The sequence below is a fragment of the Geomonas oryzae genome, assembly GCF_004117875.1.
GTDB classification, from domain to species: Bacteria; Desulfobacterota; Desulfuromonadia; order Geobacterales; family Geobacteraceae; genus Geomonas; species Geomonas oryzae.
Genome location: NZ_RAHW01000003.1, coordinates 445,660 through 469,518 on the forward strand (window position 1 = coordinate 445,660; position 23,859 = coordinate 469,518).

Sequence of the window (23,859 nt, forward strand, 5' to 3'; positions counted from 1 at the left end):
CATGCGACATGAGCATGATGTCTCCGGTGGCCGAAATGAAAGTGCAAATGGTTGAATAAGTTAAAAGGCGCCTGGTGAGAACCGGGCGCCTTTTTTAATTGCAAGGGTATTGCACCGGCAACGGCACCCGCCCCAAAAAAATAAAAGTTTAATCCATCCAATATTTGACATCCTGACTCTTAGATATAAAAAAGTTTAGGACCTCTGCGCATGTCGACCGGCTTGAGACAGTCGGCACTGACATCTACTCGTCTTCCCTTGTCCTCATTCAGGTCTGCACGATCCTAGTTCACTGCCTTTTCAAGGTGCGCTTGAGCCTCCGACTCGGTCGCACCTCACATCTCTACTGCACAGCACAGGCAGATTGAGGGAGGGTGAACCTATGAGACTCGTATTCGTCAACGTCATGCAAGAGTTGCAGAAGTTTGACTCCACCGCCTACATCACGCAGCCCCCCGTTCCGCTGGCCGTCCTGAACTCGGCAACCCCTGCCGGCATCGAAACCGCTCTCATGGACGAACAGACGGAACGGATCCGTTATACCGGCGACGCTTTCGCTTTTTCCGTTTCGACACAGAACTCCGCGGCGGTCTATGACCACGCCGATGCGCTGCGCGCCGCAGGCAAAAAGGTGCTGCTTGGGGGGATCCACGTGACGGTCTGCCCGGACGAGGCGCTGCAGCATGCCGACGCCATCGTCACCGGTGAGGCCGAAGGGGTCTGGCCCGAGGTGTGTGGCGACCTGCTGGCGGGGACGCTCAAAGGGAGGTATGACGGTTCTCCCACTCCTTCGGAGCGGATGTCCCCTGTCGACTACCGCTTTTTCGGATCACGCCGTTATCTCACACCGGCCTCCCTGTTTGCCACCCGCGGGTGCAACCGTCGTTGTTCCTTCTGCGTGAGCTCCAACCACATGGGCCCTTACCGGATGAAGCCCCTCGACGTTCTGGAACAGGAGATCGACCAACTCTCGAGGCTTTATCCCGGCATCTTCCTGCAGTTCACCGACGACAACCTTCTCGCTGACAAGAACTACCGCGGCGAACTGCTCCCCTTGCTTCGCCGCAAAGGGGTGAAGTTCATCACCATGGTTACCGTGGACCAGTACTGTGACACATCTCTCGTTGAAGAGATGGCCGCGTCCGGTTGCATCGGGGTGGCGGTCGGGGTCGAGTCGGTCGATGATGACAACTGCGCCTCGATGAACAAGTATCAAAACCTGTCACAGCCGTTTCGCGATGCCGTCCGCCACGCAAACGGCTGCGGCATCCAGACCGCTGCCCTGATCATGCTCGGGCTCCCCCACGACACGCCGGCACGGCTCGAGCACACCCTGCGCGAGCTACAGGATGTACCCTGTTCCCTTTACGACATCCGCATCCTGCGCATCTATCCCAGTACCTCCCTTTACAGGGAGATGCTCGCTACCGGCGAGGTCACCGAGAACTGGTGGCTGCAAAAGGAGCCACACGGTGACTGCAACCACCTGCTCCCCAGCTGCCTCAGCGTCCACTTCCGGCACCGCAACTTCGGGGCCATGGAACTGCAGCGCGTGGCCCTGCGGTACACCTCTGAGCTGAACCGGCTGAACCGGGCCTCGATCACCGAAATCACCCGCATCGGCAGCCGGGGCAACGGTCTCAAGCTTGCCGCCACCGTGCTCTACGCACGCCGCCGCGCCGCCGGACAGGCGCGCCGTCTGCAGCAGCAGGTGGAAAGTGCCATGACGGCGCAACAGGCGCTGACGTCATGTCCGGCGCGGTAGGACTCTGCCTCGGGGCGACCACCATCACCATGGCCCGGCGCGAGGGTCACGGGGTGATGATCGACTCCTTTCCGCACGAGGGGAAGGTCGCGGCCCGACTCCTGCCGTTACTGCGTGCAATCGGTGCGGCGCGGGTCGGGCTCACCGGGCGCAAGTTCTGTCGGCAACTCCCGCTGCCTACGGTCTCCGAGCCCGAGGCGGTGGAGCTTGCCTTCGCCCACCTGCGCCACCGGTTCCCCGATGCCGACTGCATCGTTTCCGTCGGCGGGGAGACCTTCATGCTGTACCTCCTGGACGATGAGGGCAGGATTCGGGACGTTCAAGCGGGAAACAAGTGCGCTGCAGGAACCGGAGAATTCTTCACGCAGCAGGTCCGCCGGATGGGGCTTACCCTTGAAGAGGCCCTGGAGCCGGCTATCCGGGAGACGCCGCACCGCGTGGCAGGACGCTGCTCGGTGTTTTGCAAGAGCGACTGCACCCACGCGCTGAACAAGGGGGTCCCCAAGGGGCAGGTCGTAGCAGGCATTTGCGCCATGATGGCCGGCAAGGTCGCCGAACTTTTGCAGAAGGCGCGAGCCCGGCGGGCGCTTATCGTCGGCGGCTGCAGCATGAACCACATGATGATCGATTTGCTGCGTCAGGGGTACCCCGACTTGGTCGTCCCGCAGGAGGCGGTAGGGTTCGAGGCGCTCGGGGCGATGCTTTGGGCAGAGCAGCATGGCGTGACCGCAGGTGCAGTGGAGGCCGCCCTCGCCTGCCGGAAGCGCACCTTTGCGACACTCCCGCCGCTTGGCGACGGGCTCGCGCGGGTCACCTTCCACACCCTCGCGCCTGGCACTTTCGCACCTGGTGAATACCTCTGCGGACTCGATGCCGGAAGCACGACGACCAAAGCGGTCCTCATGCGGTGCGACAACAAAAGCATCGTCGCCAGTGCCTACCTGCGCACCAACGGTGATCCGGTCGCCGCCGGCCGGGCCTGCTACCGAGCCTTGCTCGAACAGCTCCCCCACGGCTCGAAACCTGACATCGTGGGACTCGGCGTCACCGGGAGCGGTCGGCTGATCGTGGGCCTGCACGGCATGACCGACGGCGTTGTGAACGAGATAGTAGCTCATGCCACCGCGGCCGTAGCGTTCGACCCTGAGGTGGAGACCATCTTCGAGATCGGCGGGCAGGACGCCAAGTACACCTTCATCTCGCAGCGGGTCGCCAGCGACTATGCCATGAACGAGGCTTGCTCCGCCGGAACCGGTTCCTTCCTCGAGGAGGCCTGCCGGGAGGCTCTGGGCGTCGGAACGGAGGACATCGCCCCCCTGGCGCTGCGGGCAACGCACCCGCCCAACTTCTCCGACCAGTGCGCCGCCTTTATCGGCAGCGACGTCAACAGCGCCGTGCAGGAGGGAGTGGGGACCGAGGACGTGGCTGGGGGGCTTGTCTACTCGATCTGCCAGAATTACCTGAACCGGGTCAAGGGGAACCGTCCCGTCGGAGGCAAGATCTTCATGCAGGGCGGGGTCTGCTACAACCGGGCGGTCCCCGCAGCGATGGCTTCGCTTTGCGGGCAGCTAATCGTCGTTCCGCCGGAGCCCGGGCTGATGGGTGCCTACGGCGCAGCTTTGGAGGTGCTAAGCCGTCTCGAGAAAGGACTTTTGGAGCGCGCCCCCTTCGACCTCGAGGTGCTTGCCGGCCGCGAAGTGCGCTATCTCGAGCCGTTCACCTGCCCGGGCCGGCAGGGGTGCGATCGAAAGTGCGGCATTTCCCGTGCCGTTCTCGACGGGCGCACCTTCCCTTTCGGAGGCGCCTGCAGCAGATACGAGGGGCGACGCGCCGCCGCAAAGCGCGGGGAAGATCTGGTCGCCCAGCGCGAGGAAATGGTGTTCAAAAAACACGTCCCCACCTGCTGCGCGACCGGAGCGACGGTCGGGGTCCTCCCCGCCCTCTTTGCCGGCACCTTCTACCCTCTTTATGCCCACTTCTTTGCAGCACTCGGCATGCGGGTGATCACCCCCGAACGCCCCGCCCCGGAAGGGATCGAAGCAGCCACGGCACCCTTTTGCCACCCGGTGCTTTTAAGCCACGGCTATCTGCGCAGCGCGCTCGATGCCGGCTTAGACTATGTCTTTCTTCCCCACGTGAAAAATGCGGCGCTCGAGGGGAAACCGGGGGAGGCGAACTGCACCTGTCCTCTGGTTCAGGGGGAGCCGTATTATCTTGCCGCCGCCTTTCCCGAAGAGGTGCCGCAAAGACTTTTGACCGCCGTACTCGATTTTCAGGACCTGCAGAAACTGCAGGGGGCATTCACCGCCATCGGCAAGCGGCTCGGCTTTTCCACCGCACGATCCGACCACGCCTTTTCCGTCGCCTGGGAGAGTTTCCTCGCGCTGCGCCGTGAGATGGAGGAACGGGGACGACGCTTCCTGGCAGAGCTTGATCCCGCAGCGACAGCCATAGTCCTGTTCGGGCGCCCTTACCAGGCCTTCAGCCGTCTCGCCAACCTCTCCATTCCGCTGAAGCTGTCGGACCGTGGTTGCACCGTTATCCCCCATGATCTTCTTTTGCAGGGGGAGAGCGCGGTGCAGGACGAGCTCATGTACTGGAGTACCGGCCGGCAGATGCTGCAGGTGGCCGATCTTGTGAAGCGACACCCGAACCTCTTCGGGGTGTTCGTCACAAGCTTTGGTTGCGGGCCGGACTCATTCCTGCTTGGGTACTTCAGGGACCGCATGGGACGAAAACCCTCCCTCACCCTGGAGCTCGACGCCCATACCGCCGATGCCGGCATCGACACGAGGATCGAGGCGTTCCTAGACGTGATACGCAACTACCGGGAATCCCTCGCCTCCCCGCGCGTCGACACCTGCGCCGAGGTTAAGGGCGCGCAGCAGGACATGCCCCGCCCGGGCAACGGCAACGCCGGCGGCTGCAGCCTTGGGGACTCCGCGGTTAAGGTTCTGGTCCCGACCATGGGTGTGTCCGGGTCGAGGGGTGTCGTCTGCGCCTTCCGGTATGCAGGGGTTGATGCCGTTCTGGCCGCCCCTCCGGGGCTCGAGGAGTTGAACCTCGGCAAAGCGGTCGCGACTTGCAAGGAGTGCCTTCCACTGCTACTGACCGTCGGTACGCTGCGCAGGTATCTGCAGCAGGAAAAGCGCCCTGGGGAACCCCTGCTCTTCTTCATGCCCGGCTCCGACGGTCCCTGCCGCTTCGGCCAATACCGGGTGTTTCTGGAAAACTATCTTGTTAAGAACGATATCCGTGACGTTGCCGTATTAAGCCTTAGCTGCGAGAACAGTTATGCCGGGTTGCCGTACCGGTTCACGCGCCGAGCCTGGCAGGCGGTCTGTGTCGGGGACGGGCTCGATGAGATTGAAGCGACGCTCAGGGCTCAGGCAATGGATGTCCCGGCAGCCCTTGCCCGGCTCGAATTGATGAAGGAGCGCATCTTCGCTAGCATCGCAAGGGATGACGGCAACCGGCTGCTGCGGGTGATCGGGGAGGAAGCCGCAGCCCTCTCCGCTTTCCCGCGCAAGAAGGAGACCAGGCCGCTCACAATCAGGCTTCTCGGCGAAATCTACGTGCGCCACGACGGTTTTTCGCGTCAGGGACTGGTCGAGCGTCTTACCGAGCGGGGCATAGTGGTTCGCACCGCGCCTGTCGCGGAGTGGCTTCAGTACAGCGACTACTGCATGTCTCACGGGCTCGCCTCGAAAAGTTTTCAGGCCAGGGAGCGGATCAAGTCGGTTCTGACCCAGAAGGTAAAGGCAGGCGACCGGTCGGCGATAGAAAAGGAACTGTCGCGTTCCGGCTACTACGAGGGTGATGGATATGAGGTAGCCGATCTGGTGCGCGCCAGCACTCCGCTTCTGAACCCGGAACTCGCCACTGAAGCGACTCTTACCATCGGCACCACTCTTTTGGAACTGGGTCGTGGAACGCATGGCGTGATCAGCATCGGTCCTTTCGGATGCATGCCGAACAGGGTCGCGGAAGCCGTGCTGAGCGGGAGGGGGTGGGCTGCAGGCGCGCCGGTCTCAGACCTCCCCTTCCTTGTCATCGAGGTGGACGGCAACGCCTTCCCGCAACTTGTGGAAGCTCGCCTGGAGAGTTTCCTGCTGGCCGCCCAGCGTCTGCGCGACCGGCAGGTGAACGCTTCATACGTAAAGAAGGCACCAAGACGAAACGTGGTGCCTTCTTCCCTTGCCGGCCCGTAGACCATCCAGGACCGGACGCAATATTCCTAACGCCCTTCTACTTAATGGGGAACTGCGTCCTTTGCCCTTGCGGCGTGCTGAGGATGGTCACCAGTTCGTTCCGCAACTGGTTGATCCTCTCCATGAGGGCCGCGGTGTTTGCATTGCTGTTGTTCTTGATTGATGCCGCGTTGTTGTCGTCATTGCGCTTTATCCCATCGTGTTGGGCATACAAGGTGGCGAAGCCGCTGTCGATGCTGCCTGCTGTTTTCTGCAGACACGAAAGCGTCGAAGTCTGCAGCGCTCCCTCCTCGCTTTTGAGGATTTCATCTACGGTAGTGTAGGCTATCTCCAGGATGGACGCCGCCGTCTCGAAGACGAGGCAGACAACACTGCCGTTGCCGCCAAACCCAAGCGCAACAGCGGTCTGCTCGCAGCCAGTCCCGGACATGCCGGCCAATCCGCGTGCCGTGACGGAGACCTGCCTCAATATGCCGGCCGCGAGGTCGAGTCCCGGAGTGGTAGCGGGCGTCTCGCATCCGGTCGGCACGGCTTGAGCCGAGAGGGAGACCAGGGCCTTTGGTGTTGCGGCGTTCAGCTCTTCCAGGTCACCGTTTACCTTGTGAAGCTCACCCTCCAGCGAAGCGTACGCCTGGTCCATCGGCGCAGCTTCCGCCTCCATCTCCAACCGCTCCGCATCGGTTAACGCTTCATCCGCGCTGCAGATCTGGTCACATTCAAGGCCGTCCTGCCCCTTCCCCTTGTTTTTCTTCAAGGGGTTGCAGGCCTGCTTGTTGTTATGGTCGTCCAGATCGATTGCGGCACACTTCGCGCTGGAGTTGCCCTGATCATAGTCGCAGACGCCGTCGTTGTTCGCGTCGTCCTGGGCCGTGAGCGGCACGCGATAGCAGGCGTTCTTGTTGGATTTCGCCTCGCTCTTAGCCAGCTTCTTGAAATCGTTCGCTCCGTTCTTGTTTTTCGAGCGATCGGTCTTCATCTTCATGCCTTTCATCTGCCCGCGTTGCCCGGTCGTAAGCTTATCCCCCAGCAGCGTCCCCTCCTGAAAGAGGCCGGTCATGAACTCGATCTGGCTGGCGACACCGTCGTGCTTGCACTTGAGCCTTTCGTAGACGTCGCTTTGGTCGCACGATGCCGTGGCAGGTGGGCTCGCCCACGCTACGGCGTTGAGACCGATGACCAGGACACTAACGAGGACGGCGCCAAAAAACGCAGAGGTCACGAATCGATGCAGTTTCATGCCTGTTCTCCTTTTTGCAGCGATGTGTGGAGTGCGCGGTTCCGGAGGGTGCGGATTGGCAAGGACAAGACAAAAAAATGCCGGGCGCTAGATGTCTCCTGTAAAGGGAGGCTCCGGCAACCCGGCCGACTTGTTGGGAGTAACCTCGAGGTAAGTCCCGTGGTTTTCCGTCCCCCGGTCACCCGAGGTTTGGCTTTGTCATAGCAATGGTATTACTGAAGGATGGAAAGTCAAAGTTCGAAAGATCCTACATCGAGCCGCTCAATCAGGACTCTGCAGCGCAGTGAAGTCCCCCTCCATTTACTTCGAAAAAAGAAGCTGCAAATACTTAAATGCCTCAAAAGAGGGGAACTGTGTCTGCAATGATAGGTGGGCTCTTGATCGGCTCCACCATCGTACTGGTGGATGACAAAAGGGGCGAGCCAACTAAGACAGAGTGAAGTTGACAACTACAATCAGGAATCGGGCAGCCGCCGCCTTGTTCAAGTTGTTTCGTTCCAGCGTGTCGATGACCACTTCACGCTCCAACTGCTCCAGCGAGTATCCCTCGTAGAAGACGACCGCCCCTCACGTCCAGCCTTTCCACCTTCGCGCCGCCCACCGGCACGACCTCCTTCTCTTGGAGAACCCGGAGCAGCTTTGGCTGCATTTCTACGGGAAGATCCCCCACCTCGTCCAGGAAGATGGTTCCTCCCTCCGCAAGCTGGAGTCGTCCATTTCCGCACTCTTTCGTGCCCGTTATCCCACCATCCACCGCTATTAAACGCTTGGACAGAACTTTCACGAGCTGCGCCGCGATGGCGCCGCTGAAGGCAAGGATCGGCACGGGCAAAGGAGGCGATAGCGGCGTGGACGGGGAGTCAGCGGGGTGAAGATCAATATCGCGAGGATGAAGCTCATGATAGCGTGTGAAGTTCGGGCAAAAGTGGGCAGTCATCCGGTAATTTCGCAGGAAAACCTACCGTTCCAGGATAGATTCAACAAAGAGAGGGGGCCAACCGTCATATCAAAGCCCAAACCTCAAAAACCGGAACACAAATCGACCAGCTAGCGCGCCAATCGTCAATTTGGATGACCAAAACGACATATTAAGGGGCCAAAGTGACAAATTAGAGGTCAAAGTGACAGATTAGAGGGGCCAAAGTGCAAATTAGAGGGGTCAAAGTGCAGATTAGAGGGGTCAAAGTGCAGATTAGAGGGGTCAAAGTGCAGATTAGAGGGCAAAGTGAAAGATTAGCGATCAAAGTGACGGATTAGAGGGTCAAGTGATTCATTCGGTGGCTGATGCACCCCCTCACCCCGGGTGAGTGCGGATGAGGGGGTGGAACTGTGGATTAGGGGTCGACTTGAAACAGTTTCGACCAGGGTCCAAATTCATTAGCCCCACGGGCTGCCCGCATCTTCAAATAGTTCGTCTTGCTGCGGTCCACGCCCGGCACCTCGATTCCTCTGCATCTATGGGAAGCGGTAAGCAGTCTCCAGTTTCCCTCGACCTTAGGGTCTCCGTCGCACCCCCAGATCTGGTATCCCTTTGCACCCGCCACCTTGGTGGCCGAAGCAATAAGGTGACCCGTCTTCCGGTCGTAGGACAAGTCGAAGTCTTTGGGCGCAGTGAGGTGAAGCAGAGCAGAGGGTGTGCTCGCGTGTGCGGAACCCAAAGCCTCCAAAATTGTCGGGTCTTTGACGGCTAACAATTTCGCCACTCCGTAAAGGATCGTCATCTCCTGCCCGACAGCCTTCCTAATAGCCTCGCACTCCTTCTGCTTCTCTGGATCGCCCTTCAATGATGCAGCGAAACTGGCCTCCAAACGTTCGTGGTTCTCCGCATATTTTTCCCTCGGCGAGAAGAGGGACATAAGGTACGCCCACTTCTCCGGGGGCAACGCCTCCAGCGTCGCTGCGGATTTAATGATCAACTCGTGATGGCTCAAATCGTTGAACGGCATAGCGTTAGACCTCCTTTGAGTTTGATTAATAAAATCTTATACGGTTTTCAAAAGTTGGCAAGGGCACAGGCGACAACCATTTTCCTGCCGGTTCGCGTCCGCCTCGCTCGGTTCGCAGGCGGTGTTGTTGACAGGTCGCCAGGGGACAGTGCTGATATTCTGAGATTTAAAATTGTCGAGTGATCCGGAGGAAGGAGATTCAGCGGAATAAACTGAATTGAATAAAAAAGGCACTCAGCTGAAAAAGCCAAGTGCCTTGTCGTGCGGAGCTCAGGGGTCGCGTCTGTAAATTTTACTTTTCAAGCAACCTTTGCACCCTCGCGACCATACCCAGAAGCTCTTCATCCTCATCCAACTTCGATTCGTAAAGCTCGGGTCATAGCTTACTCCTTGGACTCGGGGTGGTTCCACCTCCCCACAATATCCAAGAATTAAGTTTTGTGAATTTTACAGACACACTCCTGGTCTCTTTGGTTTCTCCTCAGATTCGTTCTCCCCTTCACAACAGCGTTGGTACATAAAGCTCATTTACGCTCACGCACAAACTTAGGCCGCCACGCTTCCGCCGTCATGGTAACGACAAAGAGCGCCATGGTCACCAACCCCAAGCACCCCGCTACAATAAAAACGGCTGGTAAACCGCAGCTCTGCTGTATTCCGACGCCAAGAAGCGGACCCGAGATGAACCCGAGGTTCAAGACGGAGTTAAACGTGCCGACCGTGCTCCCCATCCCGAAACGGCTCCCCTCTTCCAGCAATAGAGCCGAACTAGCAGGTTGTGATAGTGCACTGAAAAAACCTATTCCTAGTACAAGCATGAGTACCTGGCTGAACCCAGGCATCATCGGAATCAGTAAGTACAGCAATGGGACCACAGTTCCACCCACGACCACCAGTGTTTTGCGAGGGACCTTGTCTGCAAGAAGTCCAGCCGGCCTTAGTGCTACCGCGACCACAAAAGTGCTTGCCGCCATCACCATTCCGGTCTGTGTCCCGGTGAGACCAAGCTGCGTGCTTAAGACGATCGGCAGAAAAACAGCGGAAAGCGAGATACCACACGCCCGACCGAAAATAAATGCAAGGAGACCTTGGAGGCCCCTGTGACAAATCAGGCGACGGAATTCGCCTCCCTCAGCCTGTGCAGTTTCAGACTTGACCGTATACCTCAATTGCGATGGAGCCCTATAGATTATCACCAGCAAAGCAACTAGACACACAGCTACTATGGCGGCAAAGACACCGCGGTAACCGAGATGGTCTTTAAGTATTCCTCCCAGGACCGGGCCAAGGCTCAAGGCTCCGTAGAAGGAGATGTCGAAGGTTCCCATGACTGTTGAGCGCCTCCCTCGAGAACAACATCGGCCGACCAGACCGAAAATAATCGGCCTGAACATGGCGCAACTTACCCCTTGGAGAATCCGTAGCGCAGTGATGGAAGCCAAGTTGTCGGTCAAAAAGTAGCCGACGGAAACCAGCAGGTAGAGGAATAAGCTCATGACCACTCCCTCTACTCCCCCGACTCGGTCCGTCCACCTGCCAATTAGTGGCCCAATGAAAACCTTCGCGAGAGAATACAGCACGAGAGGCAAAGCGAGCAATGTACCTCGCGCTCCAAGACTAAATAAGTACATGGAAAAAAAAGCGTCGGCGATTCCAAAACCAAGCGTTATCAAAAAGTTGATAAGAAACAACCGCCAGAACATATTTCCCGCGTCCATGTATGCCTCCTAGGACATAAGGAAAGCTTCGAATGCTCGGTCGTGAAGCTCTATGTGCTTGAGCCAGAGGTGCCGCGCCTCGTCAAGGTTTCTCATAAACGCCGGATCAGAAACCGAGCGGTATCGAAGTTGGGCGGTATGAACGCAAAGAGATTGATGAATCTGCCTGTGTTCTGCAGCATGGGGGAAAGCAACTAAGTCCATAACGACGTCCTCGGTGGTGGTCAGCGTAAGCACCACACTTAGCAGGCCTTCTACCTCTCTTGCCACATCGTGCCGAGGCTGCCGTTGCAACTTCTCTCTCATCCCCTCCAGGCGGCGGATGATATGTTTGTAGCGGCTGTCTTCTCCTGCACTCAGAAATTCACCAAACGAGCATGGAGTGCGAAGTGCAGGAGACTGGTATTTATCACGTTGTTCATTTTTCATGACGGTCCTCGATTGGGCAAAAACAAGGAAGTACCGGCCTCAACTTCCTTTCCCCCGGTAGCACAGATGAACCTCTGGTGAGACCGGTCGCTCCAGTTGAGCGCAAAGTGCCCCCCCCCCGGCATTTGCACAAGGGGGGGGCTCAACAACTGCTTTAAAAGTAGTAGTACGCTGCCAAACGCACTATGTTTGCCTGCCCCTGATCATTCGTAGCACCAGTAGGCTTTACGCTGTAACCGGTAGTTGCGTGTTCGTATTCGGTTGCAACCCTCACGGCAGGATTCAGGTCGTATGCCACGTTGGCGTAGATCAGCTGATTGTACCGTTCACCAGGTGTGGCTGCTGATTGACTCAAACTGCTGTAATCCAAAGCCTGCCGCCTTTCAAAACCGCTAGTTATCCCGACGTTCTCAGTGGGATAGAAGATCACCTGCCCATACGCCCCGTAGCCGCGAGCAGCGTTAAGGTTGGGAGCAGAACCGACCAGAGAGGCGCCTGTTGCCTGCTGATCGCCCAGGCCCGCAGCCATATATGCCTGAGTTTCCAGTGAGACAGTCTTGCTCCTATCCTTACCGTTTGCCGATTTAACAACGGGAACGAAGGCGTAAATCCCGTACCCGTAAACATTCACCGAATCGCTCCCTGTCACTTTTTGGTTACCTGCTTCTCCAAAGAGACAGAACTGGAATGGTTTCATCCTCTTACCACCAATTCCCGGGGCTACACCCATCATGCTGTTTTCATAGGTGAGGCGGCCAGCGACGTTTACCGCGGGACCGTAGCTGTTCGGCGTAAGGGTACTGTATTCCTGCTGGGGGTTTTGCAGACCCAACATGAGGCTCCACTTATCGTTGTCACCGCTGTGGAGCTCTCTGGTTACCCGGACCTGGGGGATGCGTGGTGCGTTTGGAGTGCCAGTGAAGGCTCCATTGGAGAAGTCCACTGTGTTCGCAGCCGCAGGGCCGAAGATGTCCCATGTCTGCCCAAAGAGGACCTGAGTTTTCTCCCAGTCCAAAGTTCCGTAGGCGTGACGCATACGTAGGGTACCGGTTTCGTTGTTTACCGCCGAACCACCACCGTAAAAATCAAATTCGATGAGGGCGGCAGTCTTTGCTCCAGACAGATCCGGGCCGTTCGCCTTGAACCACAGCCTGGATTCTCTTGCGGTAAATATGGATTCATCTTTTCTTGCGTTCACAGTCCCGTCAGCCGGCATCTGGGGAGGCAGTTTGCCAGAGCCCAGCTTTACTGAGTTGTATGCGTAGTCAAGCTTCACGTACCCACCCATCGAAATATCAAACTTGCTCTTGACCGGTTCATCTGCAAAGGACGGCGAAGCAAACAATATGGCAACAGGGATGAGTTTCATGGATTGTTTGATTGTCATTTTCTTCCCCTTAGTCGTGTTGACTACTTTACTTTCACATCTATCTTGTGACAGCGGTTACACAGCATCGGCTCAGCCGGTTTCTTGTGCACGGTGTGACAATAGGTGCACCTCACCCGCCCCTGATGCGAGTCATGGATGGCCATTTCCCTGGTTCTGCCGCTTTCGGTGTATTTCTTTGTCTCTCCTTCGCCGTGTGCGTTCAGTTTGCCTCGGTAAGTCCCATCACCAGAGTCGTGGCAACGGATGCAGACGCTGCTCATGACTATGCCGTTTGGGGCTCCGGTGACATGGCAATCGGCGCAACTCAGACCATTGTCACGATGCTTCAGGGTGGAAACTATAGGGTGGTCGGACTCGGCGGCAGATATTCCGGCAAAAAGAAGCGACAACGCGATTAACCAAAATGATGCAACTACGTTCTTTTCCATTATCGTTCTCCGTTATTTAGAAAGTTTCGTTTTTACGATGTGTTCCGCAGCAAGCTTCCCGGAGGTCAATGCAAAGCCGCTGGCCGAACCTTCAAGTAACAGGTCGTAGGTGCTGTCATACAACCCGCCTATATCCTGACCTGTCACATACAGTCCGGGAATGACAGATCCGTCTTTGTTTATTGCCTGCATTTCATCATTTACTTTCACGCCGCCTAAAGTGAGGAAGAAGGCCCGTATCCCCTTGAGGGCGTAATAAGGTCCGGTCGAACTGAACTTGAAAAGATGCTCCGGCTTACGGTTGAACTCCGGATCTTTTTTCTGGTCGGCGTACGTACCGACTTTGGCTACCGTCTCCTTAAGGGCTTGCGGATCGACCTTGATCATTTTGGCGAGTTCATCGAGGGTGTCGGCCTTGAAGGCATAGCCCTCTTTAATCCCCTTCTCCAGGCCTTCCGGCAGCGCCGTCATCTTTTGCCCGACTACCACAATAGCGTTGAACGGGGTATAGGGGCCCTCGTTCACCAGCCGGTCTTTCATCTTTTCATCAAAGATGGAATACATGAGGCCACCGTTCGCGGTCATTGCATTGTAGGTATCAGTGAAGCTCGAGCCGGCAGATTCGTTGTAGAAGCGTTTACCTGCCTTATTGACCCAGAGGAATGGCTGGGACAACGCACAACGCATCTGCTTGAGATGATCCGGACCGTTGAACTGGTATATGGGAGGTTCCTGGTCGAGATAAGGGCTATTCCCTGCTAAGGCCCCCATCCCCTCAAGTTTTGCCCCGAGATCGGCGGCCATATTGATACCGTCGCCGGTACGCCCATCGATCAGCGGACCACGATACATAACGCGCTCGAGCATTCCTTCTGCATTGATGTCAGCTACATATTTTTTCAGCATCTCCTTGTTACTCTCAAACCCGCCAGTGGCCATAATCACCCCGCCCCTGGCCTTAACGACGAAGGTCTTGCCATCCCATGAGCGTTGCGCTACTACACCGATGACCTTGCCTGTGTTATCCGTAAGTAGATTCTTCACAGGGGTCTCTGTGTAAACTTCACCACCTTTAGCCAGGATGTTGTTGTAAAGCTTCTTAACTACGGCGGCGGCACCGCCTGTGTAGAGATGCCAGACGCCGAGGCTTTTTTCAGGAGGGTACATAGTCTTAATCCCCCTGAAAGTAATCCCTTGATCCTCGATCCAGTCGATAGTCCTTCCCGAGTTCGCGATCAGGGTGTGCAGAACCGATGCGTTAACACGCCAGTGATGGAACTCGACCCCCTTGGCAAAAACCTCCTCAACCGATTTGTAGCTGCCATGAGCTTTCTGATAGCGGGTGCCAACCCCGAGAGAGCCTTCCGGGTAGTTACCCGCGCCGCCGACACCCGGCAACTTCTCAAAGATTATGACCTTTGCGCCTTTTTCTACCGCAGTCAGACCTGCCGAGAGCCCTGATAACCCACCGCCCACAATAATCACATCGGTTTCCAAAACCTCTGTCGGAGTAGGCGCGGTTGATTCTGCATGGACGACTGCCGACATGCTTGCTAACAGCATTGTTACTACCAGCACTTTTAACCATCTACACGTGTCATTCATAAAAACCTCCTATTGTTTAACCAGCGGAGTAATATTCTTATTTTTTTTAAAATTGTCATATAAAGTTCTGCACAACTTTGTATCAACTGATACAGATATGTTGTATACAATTTGAAACCGTATAACACATGATATATAAACCAGCCTTTGTCACATGTTCACACTTGTATTTATCTATTAAATACTTGTGGTTGGAACTAAGAGATATATATCATGTGATACACAGACTGACCATTGGCACTGCTCTCTATATCACCTGATATAAAAGCTGAAACTTAACTGCACCATTGAAAGGCGTCATGTTGTATAATTAATAAACTCAACATAACAGGCAGAGGTACCTAAAATGAGAATTAGATACACAGCCTACCCATGGGTCAGATCTAGGGCGGAGAAAGAGGTACAAAGGGTTATTTTGGACCACGGGAACCTTCGGAGATTCCGGAAGGGGGATTTGGTCATCGAGGCGGGGAATTTCTATCCAAACATCGCTATTGTGATCAGCGGCATGCTAAGCAAATCGTTTGGAATAGAAGGAAATTCAAAGAACCAAGCGATGAGCATCCTGCTACCTGGCGCAATATTGGGGGCTTCCTTTTTCATGTCGCGTCGCTGTTCAAACTTGGCGGTTGAGGCCATCCGCGATAGTGCCATCATTGAAGTTAATCACCAGTTCCTAGAAGCAAGAATGTGCGCAAACCCTTCATTTCTAAGACTGATGATGAACCACTTCATGCTGGATATGGAATCTGATCTGGAGGGACTCGCAACTTTGATAGCACGCACGCATGAAGAATGTTTGCGACTTCTCTTCAAGATAATCATCGTACGGGAAAAGGTTCTGCCGGAAGACGGATGGTACCAGCTTCCAATCAATTTCAGCCACAACGAACTGAGCAAGATAATCTATACCACTCCCCTTACCGTGAACCGGTTCCTGCTTGCGTGGAAAAAGCAAGGGCTTTACTTCAGAAAAGGAACACAAAGATTCGTGCACCACCAGTTGCTGGAAAACATTTCCGACTGGAAGCACGAGACTGATTTCACCACCTGCGAAGCTGTCGAAACAAGCTGTTTTTAGATGATCGAATCCGCTCGCTCCAGAGGGGACGGGTATTTGGAGAATGGCTGCAGGTATTCGGGGATGGCAAGATCATGACGGCGCTGCCGTACAGGGGCACTCATCACTATGAAATCATCGAAAGCGGGAAGACTGATGGAGGATTAAGGCCAGGACAAGAAGTGAAAACTGCTACCTGGGATGGGGCAATTTCAAACGTCGATGGTGGATCAATTATCAAAGCGGCAGGTTCCTGCCATTTCGCCCTCCAAACAAAAACAATGTTAGTTATGCATATTCCAAACTATCACCGCGCGTAAGAATCCCATGGTACACAAATTGGTACACATGGAACGAAAAAAGGGGTTAGCCATTATGGCTAACCCCTTTGTGATTTTTTGGTTGCGGGGACAGGATTTGAACCTGTGACCTTCGGGTTATGAGCCCGACGAGCTACCAGACTGCTCCACCCCGCGTCATGAACAACTCAACCTTTATACAGTAACCGCCAGACCAAGTCAATGTAAACATTACCTTGACTGCTTTTTCCCAGAGAAGACTGCTTGAAGTGAACTGCCTGCGGCTGGGGCAAATGATTATTTGCCTCTACAGGACCTTCACTCAGTTACTTCTTCACTGTAAGCCTCTGACGAACGACCTCGAACAGGAAGATACCACCGGCTACGGAGGCATTCAGCGAGTTCACGCCTCCCTGAAGCGGAATGCTCACCACCTCGTCACACCCCTTCCTGACCAGCGGACGGATCCCCTCCCCTTCCCCGCCTATCACAAGAGCCACCGGACCGGTGAAGTCCTGCTGGTAAAGGGTGTGCTTCGCGGAACCGTCGGCCCCGTAAATCCAGAAGCCCGCTTTCTTCAGACTCTCAAGCGCTTGGGAGACGTTGGTCACCTGTGCCACGGGGACGGTCTCGGTGGCGCCTGCCGATGATTTCTCGACTACGGCGGTGACGCCTGCGGCGCGGTCCTTGGGGATGACCACGGCATGGGCTCCGGCACAGGCTGCGCTACGAATCAGGGCGCCCAGGTTGTGCGGGTCCTGCACGCTGTCGAGCACGAGAATGAGGCCGTTACCGACGCCCTGCAGTCCTTCCAGCACATCGTCGAGGTCGGCGTAAGGGAAAGGTTCCACTTTCAGGGCGACACCCTGGTGATGCTCGGTGCCGCACAGGCGGCTGAGATCGCCCTTATCGCGCTGCCGCACAGGGACCTTCTTTTCGGCGGCAAGCTTCAGCAGCTTCTCAAGGCGCTTGTCGGCGCTGGTGCCGGCTACGAACAGTTCGAAGATGCGCCTGCTGCCGCGCAGCGCTTCGGTGACCGGATTGAGGCCGTAGATGATTTCTTCTTTGGACATGGTTCCCTCAAAATAGGCGGAGCTTCCTCACATGATGGGGAAGCTCCTTCATTTCCGCTTACCGCCCCTCCGGGACGGGGTGGGTGCTGATTGTTTTTGCGAGCCGCTTCGCGCCCCCTCCCTGTCCCTCCCCCTCCGGGGGCGGGAACCTGACGGCGGCGGTGCCGGTGAAGCTTGGGGTTAATGTTTATTCGCCTCTACTGGTAAATCTGCTAGCCGGCAACGATCTCGTCGACGATCTTCTGGGCGGCTTCGGCAGGGTTTTCAGCGGCGGCAATGGGGCGGCCGATGACGAGATAGTCGGAGCCCGCCTTGACGGCTTCGGCCGGGGTCATGATGCGCTTTTGGTCGTCCGCGGAGGCGAAGCTCGGACGGACGCCGGGGGTGACCACGAGGAAGTCCTTGCCGCAGGCTTCACGGATGAGCCCAACTTCCTGCGGAGAGGCGACGACGCCGTCGACGCCTGCGCTCTTGGCAAGCTTCGCAAGCTTCACCACCATCTCGGGAACCGGGAGATCGATGCCGATGCCGCGCAGGGTTTCCTCGTTGGAGGAGGTGAGCACGGTGATGGCGAGGACCTTGGGGCGCGGGGTGCAGCCGCTGAAGTTCTTGTCGAGGGTCTCCATGGTCTTGTTCATCATCTCGTAGCCGCCCATCGCGTGCACGTCGCAGAGCTGGACTCCGAGGTGGCCTGCTTCGAGGGCGGCCATGGCGACGGTGTTCGGGATGTCGTGGTATTTCAGGTCGAGGAAGACCTCGCCGCCGCACTTCTGGATCATGCGGACCGCGGCGGGGCCGCAGGCGGTGTAAAGCTGCTTGCCGACTTTGAACATGCCGACGTGCTGGGAAAGGAGCTCGGCCCAGTACTGGACGTGGCTGAATTCTTTCACGTCCATGGCGAATATGATCTTCTTGATTGCTTCTTCTCTAGTCATAGTCAAAATCCTTTAAATCAAAACCACTAGCCACGGAGAAAATCTGAGGATATCTGAGAAAACCTAGAACCGAGAAAGGCTTTTGGGTTACCCCCAAAACGCTTTCTGACTTTCGCCTCTCTCCGATTTTCTCAGATTTTCTCCGTGGCCAATGGTCTTCGGTTTTATGCCTGCAATGCCTCTTTGACGGCGGCCTTTACCTTGGCTACGGCTTCGGCTATGGGCAGGATCTCCACCTCGCCGCCCCTTCTCTCTTTCAACTCGACCTTGCCTTCCGCCAGGGTCTTGGCACCGACCACGATCCTCAGCGGAATGCCGATCAGGTCGGCGTCCTTGAACTTGAAGCCCGGGCGCTCGTCGCGGTCGTCCAGCAGCACTTCCACGCCCGCTTCCATGAGCTCGTTGTAGATCTGCTCGGAGGCGGCCTTCACTTCGTCATCCTTCGCTGAAAGCGCGGAGACGATGCAGTGGAAAGGCGCGATGGGAATCGGGAAGATGATGCCGTTCTCGTCATGGTTCTGCTCGATGCAGGCGGCGACGGTACGGCCGATGCCGATGCCGTAGCACCCCATGAAGATGATCTGCTCCTTGCCGTTGGCGTCGAGGAAGCTCGCGTTCAGGGCCTTGGAGTACTTGGTCCCGAGCTTGAAGACGTGGCCGACTTCGATGCCGCGCCAGATCTCGAGCTTGCCGCTGTCGCAGCGCGGGCAGGGGTCGCCGATCACGACGTTCCTGATGTCGACGTACCCTTCCACGTTGAAGTCGCGCCCGATGTTGACGTTCTTCAGGTGCATGTCGGCGGCGTTAGCGCCGGTCACGAAGTTGTGCATCCCCTCGAGCGAGAGGTCGGCTACCACTTTCACCTTGCCGGCGAGGCCTACGGGACCTGCGTAGCCGGTGGGGGCGCCGGTCACCTTGAGGACGACGTCGTCCTCCGCCATCTCGATCTCGGCGGCACCCAGGTGGTTCTTCAGCTTGATCTCGTTCAGGTCGTAATCGCCGCGCAAAAGGGCGACCACCGGTTCGCCGTCGGCTACCAGCACGAGGGTCTTCACCACCTGGGTCGCGTTGACGCCGAGGAAAGCGGAGACGTCCTCGATGCTCTTTTGACCCGGAGTGGCGACGCGCTCCATGGGACGCGGGTCGGCGTGCTCGGCAGCGGCACTCTTCCTGGTCTCGGCCTTCTCCATGTTGGCCGCGTACTCGCAGCAGGAGCATGAGACGATGGCGTCCTCACCGGAGTCGGCAAGCACCATGAACTCGTGGGAGTAGTTGCCGCCGATGGTGCCGGTGTCGGCCTCGACGGCGCGGAACTTAAGCCCGCAACGCTCGAAGATGCGGCGGTAGGCCTTGTACATCTTCTCGTAGGAAACGTCGGCACCCGCCTCGTTCACGTCGAAGGAGTACGCGTCCTTCATGATGAACTCGCGGCCGCGCATGAGGCCGAAGCGCGGGCGGATCTCGTCGCGGAACTTGCCCTGGATCTGGTACAGGTTGATCGGCATCTGCCGGTAGCTCCTGATTTCCTTGCGGATCAGGTCGGTGATGACCTCCTCGTGGGTCGGTCCCATGCAGAACTCGGCGTCTTTTCTGTCCTTGAAGCGCAGCAGCTCTTTGCCGTAGAAGTCCCAGCGCCCGGATTCCTTCCAGAGTTCTGCCGGCTGCACGGCGGGCATGAGGAGCTCTATGGCCCCTGCCCGGTTCATCTCCTCGCGAACGATCTGCTCCACCTTGCGGATGGAACGCAGCCCAAGCGGCAGGTAGTTGTAGATGCCGGCGGCGAGTTTCCTGATCATGCCGGCGCGCAGCATCAGCTTGTGGGAGATGACCTCCGCGTCGGAAGGGGTTTCCTTGACGGTAGGGATGAAATACTGGGAATAACGCATTCGTTCGACCTCTGAGTGAATTTAAAAGCAAAAGACAAAACCGTTAGCCACGGAGAAAATCTGAGAACTTCGGAGAAAACCCAAAACGTGAGACGGGTTTTACCCCAAAAATCTTTTGCTTCTCTCAGATTTCCTCAGATTTTCTCCGTGGCCAATGGTTTAAGGTTTTAAAACTTCTTCTATCAGCGCATCGGCAAGCTTGTCCTGGGGGACTTTGCGCAGGATCTCGCCGTGCTTGAAAAGGAGCCCTTCTCCCCTGCCGCCGGCAATACCGAAATCGGCTTCGCGCGCCTCGCCTGGCCCGTTCACGGAGCACCCCATCACGGCCACGGTGATGTTCTTGTCCAGGAACGCCAGGCGCCGCTCCACTTCCTCGGCAACCGGGATGAGATCTATCTGGCACCTGCCGCAGGTCGGACAGGAGACGAAGTTGATGCCGCGCTGTCTGATCCCGAGCGACTTCAGGATGTCATAGGCGACGCGCACCTCGTGTACCGGATCGCCGGTAAGCGACACGCGCATGGTGTCGCCGATTCCCTGGTGCAACAGGATACCCAGGCCCACCGAGGACTTGATGGTGCCGGAGAAGACGGTGCCCGCCTCGGTGACGCCGATGTGCAGCGGGTAGTCGACCGCATCCGAGAGGAGCCGGTAGGCCTCCAGCGTCCTCAGCACGTCGGATACCTTGATGGAGATCTTGATCTCCCGGTAGTCGAGATCCTCGAGGATGCGCACGTGGCCAAGCGCCGACTCGACCATCGCTTCCGGGGTCGGGTGTCCGTACTTGACCAGGAGTTCCTTCTCCAGCGATCCGCCGTTCACGCCGATGCGGATCGGGATCTGTCTTTCGGCGGCCGCCTTGACCACCTCGGCGACCTTCCAGCGCTCGCCTATGTTGCCGGGGTTAAGGCGCAGGCCGTCCACGCCGGATTCGAGCGCCTGCAGGGCCAGCTTGTAGTCGAAATGGATGTCGGCGATGAGCGGCATGGGGCTGCCGGCCTTGATTGCTGCGAGAGCCTGAGCGGCATCCATGTCCGGAACCGCGCAACGTACTATCTCGCAGCCTGCTTCGGCGAGTCTGCCGATCTGTTCCAGTGTCGCGGCAACGTTCCGTGTGTCGGTGGAACACATGGACTGAACCGAGCAAGGAGCGCCGCCACCGATCGGCACGTTCCCTATCATGATCTGCCGGGTGAGTTTTTTCATAGCGGGACATACTAGCTAAATCTATGGGGAAAAGCAAGGAGGATAACCCCTCTGCTATTGCAGTGAAGGGGTTGCGACAGCCGGCAAATTCCCGCGCCACTTATCAGCGGAGGGACTATACTGTGCCTATTGGAGGTAAAAGACACAGGAGGTAGCTGTCATGAGTAAACTCGATCTGCTGAATCCAACAAACAGCACGGTCATCTTCATAGACTTCCAGCCTCAGATGACCTTCGGGGTTGCCAGCATAGACAGGCAAACCCTTATGAACAACGTGATCCTGTTGGCAAAGGCCGCCAGGATCTTCCGCGTCCCCACCATCCTCACCACCGTCGAGACCAAGAGCTTCTCGGGCAACATGTGGCCCCAGCTCCTGGACATCTTCCCAGACAACGACATCATCGAGCGGAGCTCCATGAATTCCTGGGATGATCCGAAATTCGTGGAAGCGGTGCAGGCCGCGGGGCGCAACAAGCTGATCATGGCCGCGCTCTGGACCGAGGTCTGCCTCGCCTACCCGACGCTCGATGCCATGAAGGCCGGGTTTGAAGTGTACGCCGTGGAGGATGCCTCCGGGGGGACCAGCGTCGTCGCCCACAACGCGGCGATGCGCCGCATCGAGCAGGCGGGGGCCGTACCGATGACGGCGTTGCAGGTGCTGCTCGAGTACCAGAGAACGTGGGCGCGCAAGGAGACCTACGACGACGTGATCGCGGCGGTGAAGGAGCATGGCGGCGCGTACGGCCAGGGGGTCGAATACGCCTACACCATGGTGCACGGGGCGCCGGCAAGCCGCACCGTTTCCTCGAAGTAATCAACGGCAGGCAAGGGATCACCCCCTTGCCTGCTTCTTTTTCGGGAGGTAACGCAGATGAAGGGACCTGACCTGATCATATATAACGCCAGGATCAGCACGCTGGACCGGCAACGTCCGGAAGCCTCCGCCGTCGCGATCAGCGACGGCAAGGTGGAGGCTCTCGGCGGGGAGGAGCTGATCGCTGATGCCGACGAACATACGCAAAGGATCGACGCCGCGGGAAGGCGGATCATCCCGGGGCTGAACGACTCGCATATCCACGTCATCCGGGGCGGGCTCAACTTCAACATGGAGCTGCGCTGGGACGGGGTGCCGTCGCTGCCCCTCGCCCTTGAAATGCTGAAGGAGCAGGCGAGGCGGACCCCGCCGCCGCAATGGGTGCGGGTGATCGGCGGGTGGACCGAGTTCCAGTTCAAGGAGCGGCGCATGCCGACCCTCGAGGAGCTGAACCTGGCGGCGCCCGACACCCCGGTCTTCGTGCTGCATCTTTACGACCGTGCCCTGGTGAACCGGGCGGCGCTGCATGCGCTGGGTTACGGCAAGGATACGCCCGACCCGCCGGGGGGCGTGATCGAGCGGGACAAAAGCGGCAACCCGACCGGACTTTTGATCGCGAAACCGAACGCCATGCTGCTTTACGCGAGCCTCGCCAAGGGGCCGAAGCTCGCCTTCGAGGACCAGATGAACTCGACGCGCCATTTTCTCAGGGAACTGAACCGGCTCGGGCTCACCAGTGCCATCGATGCAGGAGGCGGCTTTCAGAACTACCCGGACGACTACCGGGTGATCAACGAACTCGCCGGTCGTGAGGAACTGCCGCTGCGCATCGCGTACAACCTCTTCACCCAGCACCCCAAAGGGGAACTCGCCGATTTTTCGCAGTGGGTGAGCATGACGGGACCGGGACAGGGGAACGACTATCTGCGCATGAACGGGGCGGGCGAGATGCTGGTATTCTCGGCGGCGGATTTCGAGGACTTCCTGGAACCTCGCCCGGACCTTCCGTCGGCTATGGAGGGAGAGCTCGTGCAGGTGGTCCGACTTCTGGTCGAGAAGCGCTGGCCCTTCAGGCTCCACGCCACCTACGACGAGTCGATCACGCGTTTCCTGGACGTCTTCGAGGCGGTGCACCGCGTGGTTCCTTTCGCGGGGCTCCGCTGGTTCTTCGATCATGCGGAGACCATTTCGGCCGGGAATCTGGAGCGGGTCAGCGCACTGGGCGGCGGCATCGCGATCCAGAACCGCATGGCCTTCCAGGGGGAATATTTCCTGGAACGCTACGGCGAGCGGCTCACCTCACACGCCCCTCCCGTAAGGTCCATGCTGGAGATGGGAATTCCGGTGGGCGCGGGGACCGACGCCACGCGGGTCTCGAGCTACAACCCGTGGCTCTCGCTGTACTGGATGGTGAGCGGGCGAACCATCGGCGGAAGCGTCCTTTACCCCGAGAATAACCGGCTGAGCCGCATGGAAGCCCTCACCCTGTACACACGCGGGAGCAGCTGGTTTTCCCAGGAGGAGGGGAAAAAAGGTTCCCTCGCCCCGGGCGCGCTGGCCGACCTCGCCGTACTCTCGTCGGATTACTTCACGGTTCCCGAGGAGGAGATCAAGGGGATCGAGTCGGTGCTGACCGTGGTCGGCGGGAAGGTGGTGTACGGCGGCGAGGAGTTCGGCAACCTGGTCCCCCCTCTACCGGTGAGCCCGGACTGGTCGCCGGTAGGTCGGTACGGGGGGTATCACAAAGCGGATGTACAAGCCGACGCGCCCCCCCTGCATCGGGGGCACGCACACAGCTCGTTGCAGAGGGGATGGCACTTCCCGTCACCCGGGTGCGACTGCTTCGTGTATTGAGGC

17 protein-coding genes, 1 tRNA gene, 1 pseudogene and 1 riboswitch are annotated in these 23,859 nt (G+C 57.8%); of the genes and pseudogenes, 6 read left to right on the forward strand and 13 right to left on the reverse strand.

Features of this window, described 5'->3' with window-relative positions:
• Nucleotides 1-382 precede the first annotated feature (382 nt).
• Both D6Z24_RS10225 and D6Z24_RS10230 read left to right on the forward strand, forming a co-directional pair.
• Nucleotides 383-1,765 (forward strand): B12-binding domain-containing radical SAM protein, encoded by a 1,383-nt coding sequence (locus D6Z24_RS10225; RefSeq protein ID WP_129126480.1) that lies wholly within the window; start codon nt 383-385, stop codon nt 1,763-1,765.
• Nucleotides 1,750-5,976 carry an acyl-CoA dehydratase activase gene (locus D6Z24_RS10230; protein ID WP_129126481.1) on the forward strand — a complete coding sequence of 1,409 codons (4,227 nt, stop codon included), beginning with the start codon at nt 1,750-1,752 and terminating at the stop codon, nt 5,974-5,976. Before D6Z24_RS10225 ends, D6Z24_RS10230 begins: the two co-directional genes overlap by 16 nt.
• 37 nt (nt 5,977-6,013) lie before the next feature.
• Here the strand turns inward: D6Z24_RS10230 and D6Z24_RS10235 are convergent, their stop codons facing one another.
• The 8 genes and pseudogenes from D6Z24_RS10235 to D6Z24_RS10275 form a co-directional block, all read right to left on the reverse strand.
• Complete coding sequence (locus tag D6Z24_RS10235) at nt 6,014-7,213, reverse strand: hypothetical protein (protein ID WP_129126482.1); 1,200 nt, start codon at nt 7,211-7,213, stop codon at nt 6,014-6,016.
• 112 nt (nt 7,214-7,325) lie between these two features.
• A riboswitch (cyclic di-GMP riboswitch) is annotated at nt 7,326-7,417 on the reverse strand.
• 252 nt (nt 7,418-7,669) lie between these two features.
• Nucleotides 7,670-7,967, reverse strand: a pseudogene (locus D6Z24_RS22125) (sigma 54-interacting transcriptional regulator); the annotation flags it as partial.
• A gap of 580 nt (nt 7,968-8,547) precedes the next feature.
• On the reverse strand, nt 8,548-9,159 hold the full coding sequence (locus D6Z24_RS10250; RefSeq protein ID WP_129126484.1) for a hypothetical protein: 612 nt from the start codon (nt 9,157-9,159) through the stop codon (nt 8,548-8,550).
• A 524-nt stretch (nt 9,160-9,683) separates the two neighbouring features.
• Complete coding sequence (locus D6Z24_RS10255) at nt 9,684-10,877, reverse strand: MFS transporter (protein ID WP_129126485.1); 1,194 nt, start codon at nt 10,875-10,877, stop codon at nt 9,684-9,686.
• A gap of 9 nt (nt 10,878-10,886) precedes the next feature.
• Nucleotides 10,887-11,306 (reverse strand): hemerythrin domain-containing protein, encoded by a 420-nt coding sequence (locus D6Z24_RS10260; protein WP_129126486.1) that lies wholly within the window; start codon nt 11,304-11,306, stop codon nt 10,887-10,889.
• A 154-nt stretch (nt 11,307-11,460) separates the two neighbouring features.
• Nucleotides 11,461-12,693, reverse strand: coding sequence for a hypothetical protein (locus D6Z24_RS10265; RefSeq protein ID WP_129126487.1), 1,233 nt, complete (start codon nt 12,691-12,693; stop codon nt 11,461-11,463).
• A gap of 23 nt (nt 12,694-12,716) precedes the next feature.
• Nucleotides 12,717-13,124: a cytochrome c3 family protein gene (locus D6Z24_RS10270; RefSeq protein ID WP_129126488.1), complete on the reverse strand. Its 408-nt coding sequence runs from the start codon at nt 13,122-13,124 to the stop codon at nt 12,717-12,719.
• Nucleotides 13,125-13,136: 12 nt separating this feature from the next.
• The gene (locus D6Z24_RS10275) at nt 13,137-14,729 is read right to left on the reverse strand and encodes an FAD-dependent oxidoreductase (protein WP_198419536.1); all 1,593 of its coding nucleotides are present in this window, start codon (nt 14,727-14,729) and stop codon (nt 13,137-13,139) included.
• Between the two features lie 346 nt (nt 14,730-15,075).
• Between D6Z24_RS10275 and D6Z24_RS10280 the strand changes: the two genes are divergently transcribed.
• Nucleotides 15,076-15,810, forward strand: coding sequence for a Crp/Fnr family transcriptional regulator (locus D6Z24_RS10280; RefSeq protein WP_129126489.1), 735 nt, complete (start codon nt 15,076-15,078; stop codon nt 15,808-15,810).
• Nucleotides 15,811-15,884: 74 nt separating this feature from the next.
• On the forward strand, nt 15,885-16,109 hold the full coding sequence (locus D6Z24_RS22075) for a hypothetical protein (protein WP_129126490.1): 225 nt from the start codon (nt 15,885-15,887) through the stop codon (nt 16,107-16,109).
• 79 nt (nt 16,110-16,188) lie between these two features.
• Here the strand turns inward: D6Z24_RS22075 and D6Z24_RS10290 are convergent.
• The 5 genes from D6Z24_RS10290 to ispG form a co-directional block, all read right to left on the reverse strand.
• Nucleotides 16,189-16,265: transfer RNA gene (locus D6Z24_RS10290), tRNA-Met, on the reverse strand.
• Between the two features lie 149 nt (nt 16,266-16,414).
• Nucleotides 16,415-17,161, reverse strand: coding sequence for a 23S rRNA (guanosine(2251)-2'-O)-methyltransferase RlmB (gene rlmB, locus D6Z24_RS10295; RefSeq protein ID WP_129126491.1), 747 nt, complete (start codon nt 17,159-17,161; stop codon nt 16,415-16,417).
• Between the two features lie 212 nt (nt 17,162-17,373).
• Nucleotides 17,374-18,096, reverse strand: coding sequence for an orotidine-5'-phosphate decarboxylase (gene pyrF / locus D6Z24_RS10300; RefSeq protein ID WP_129126492.1), 723 nt, complete (start codon nt 18,094-18,096; stop codon nt 17,374-17,376).
• 164 nt (nt 18,097-18,260) lie between these two features.
• On the reverse strand, nt 18,261-19,982 hold the full coding sequence (locus D6Z24_RS10305) for a proline--tRNA ligase (RefSeq protein WP_129126493.1): 1,722 nt from the start codon (nt 19,980-19,982) through the stop codon (nt 18,261-18,263).
• Between the two features lie 159 nt (nt 19,983-20,141).
• Nucleotides 20,142-21,188 carry a flavodoxin-dependent (E)-4-hydroxy-3-methylbut-2-enyl-diphosphate synthase gene (gene ispG / locus D6Z24_RS10310; protein ID WP_129126494.1) on the reverse strand — a complete coding sequence of 349 codons (1,047 nt, stop codon included), beginning with the start codon at nt 21,186-21,188 and terminating at the stop codon, nt 20,142-20,144.
• 160 nt (nt 21,189-21,348) lie between these two features.
• Here ispG and D6Z24_RS10315 point away from each other — a divergent pair, with 160 nt between their 5' ends.
• Together D6Z24_RS10315 and D6Z24_RS10320 are read left to right on the forward strand one after the other, a co-directional pair.
• Entirely contained in the window at nt 21,349-22,002 is a 654-nt protein-coding gene (locus D6Z24_RS10315; protein WP_129126495.1) for a hydrolase, read from the forward strand.
• A gap of 57 nt (nt 22,003-22,059) precedes the next feature.
• On the forward strand, nt 22,060-23,856 hold the full coding sequence (locus D6Z24_RS10320; RefSeq protein WP_129126496.1) for an amidohydrolase: 1,797 nt from the start codon (nt 22,060-22,062) through the stop codon (nt 23,854-23,856).
• Nucleotides 23,857-23,859 lie beyond the last annotated feature (3 nt).

Excerpts from the sequence above, each read along its gene's own strand:
- D6Z24_RS10305 (WP_129126493.1), bottom strand. The coding sequence starts at position 19,982 with ATGCGTTATTCCCAGTATTTCATCCCTACCGTCAAGGAAACCCCTTCC.
- D6Z24_RS10230 (WP_129126481.1), top strand. The coding sequence starts at position 1,750 with ATGTCCGGCGCGGTAGGACTCTGCCTCGGGGCGACCACCATCACCATG.
- D6Z24_RS10315 (WP_129126495.1), top strand. The coding sequence starts at position 21,349 with ATGAGTAAACTCGATCTGCTGAATCCAACAAACAGCACGGTCATCTTC.
- D6Z24_RS10265 (WP_129126487.1), bottom strand. The coding sequence starts at position 12,693 with ATGACAATCAAACAATCCATGAAACTCATCCCTGTTGCCATATTGTTT.
- D6Z24_RS10275 (WP_198419536.1), bottom strand. The coding sequence starts at position 14,729 with ATGAATGACACGTGTAGATGGTTAAAAGTGCTGGTAGTAACAATGCTG.
- D6Z24_RS22075 (WP_129126490.1), top strand. The coding sequence starts at position 15,885 with ATGACGGCGCTGCCGTACAGGGGCACTCATCACTATGAAATCATCGAA.
- pyrF (WP_129126492.1), bottom strand. The coding sequence starts at position 18,096 with ATGACTAGAGAAGAAGCAATCAAGAAGATCATATTCGCCATGGACGTG.
- D6Z24_RS10260 (WP_129126486.1), bottom strand. The coding sequence starts at position 11,306 with ATGAAAAATGAACAACGTGATAAATACCAGTCTCCTGCACTTCGCACT.
- D6Z24_RS10255 (WP_129126485.1), bottom strand. The coding sequence starts at position 10,877 with ATGGACGCGGGAAATATGTTCTGGCGGTTGTTTCTTATCAACTTTTTG.
- D6Z24_RS10250 (WP_129126484.1), bottom strand. The coding sequence starts at position 9,159 with ATGCCGTTCAACGATTTGAGCCATCACGAGTTGATCATTAAATCCGCA.
- ispG (WP_129126494.1), bottom strand. The coding sequence starts at position 21,188 with ATGAAAAAACTCACCCGGCAGATCATGATAGGGAACGTGCCGATCGGT.
- D6Z24_RS10235 (WP_129126482.1), bottom strand. The coding sequence starts at position 7,213 with ATGAAACTGCATCGATTCGTGACCTCTGCGTTTTTTGGCGCCGTCCTC.
- D6Z24_RS10280 (WP_129126489.1), top strand. The coding sequence starts at position 15,076 with ATGAGAATTAGATACACAGCCTACCCATGGGTCAGATCTAGGGCGGAG.
- rlmB (WP_129126491.1), bottom strand. The coding sequence starts at position 17,161 with ATGTCCAAAGAAGAAATCATCTACGGCCTCAATCCGGTCACCGAAGCG.
- D6Z24_RS10270 (WP_129126488.1), bottom strand. The coding sequence starts at position 13,124 with ATGGAAAAGAACGTAGTTGCATCATTTTGGTTAATCGCGTTGTCGCTT.
- D6Z24_RS10320 (WP_129126496.1), top strand. The coding sequence starts at position 22,060 with ATGAAGGGACCTGACCTGATCATATATAACGCCAGGATCAGCACGCTG.
- D6Z24_RS10225 (WP_129126480.1), top strand. The coding sequence starts at position 383 with ATGAGACTCGTATTCGTCAACGTCATGCAAGAGTTGCAGAAGTTTGAC.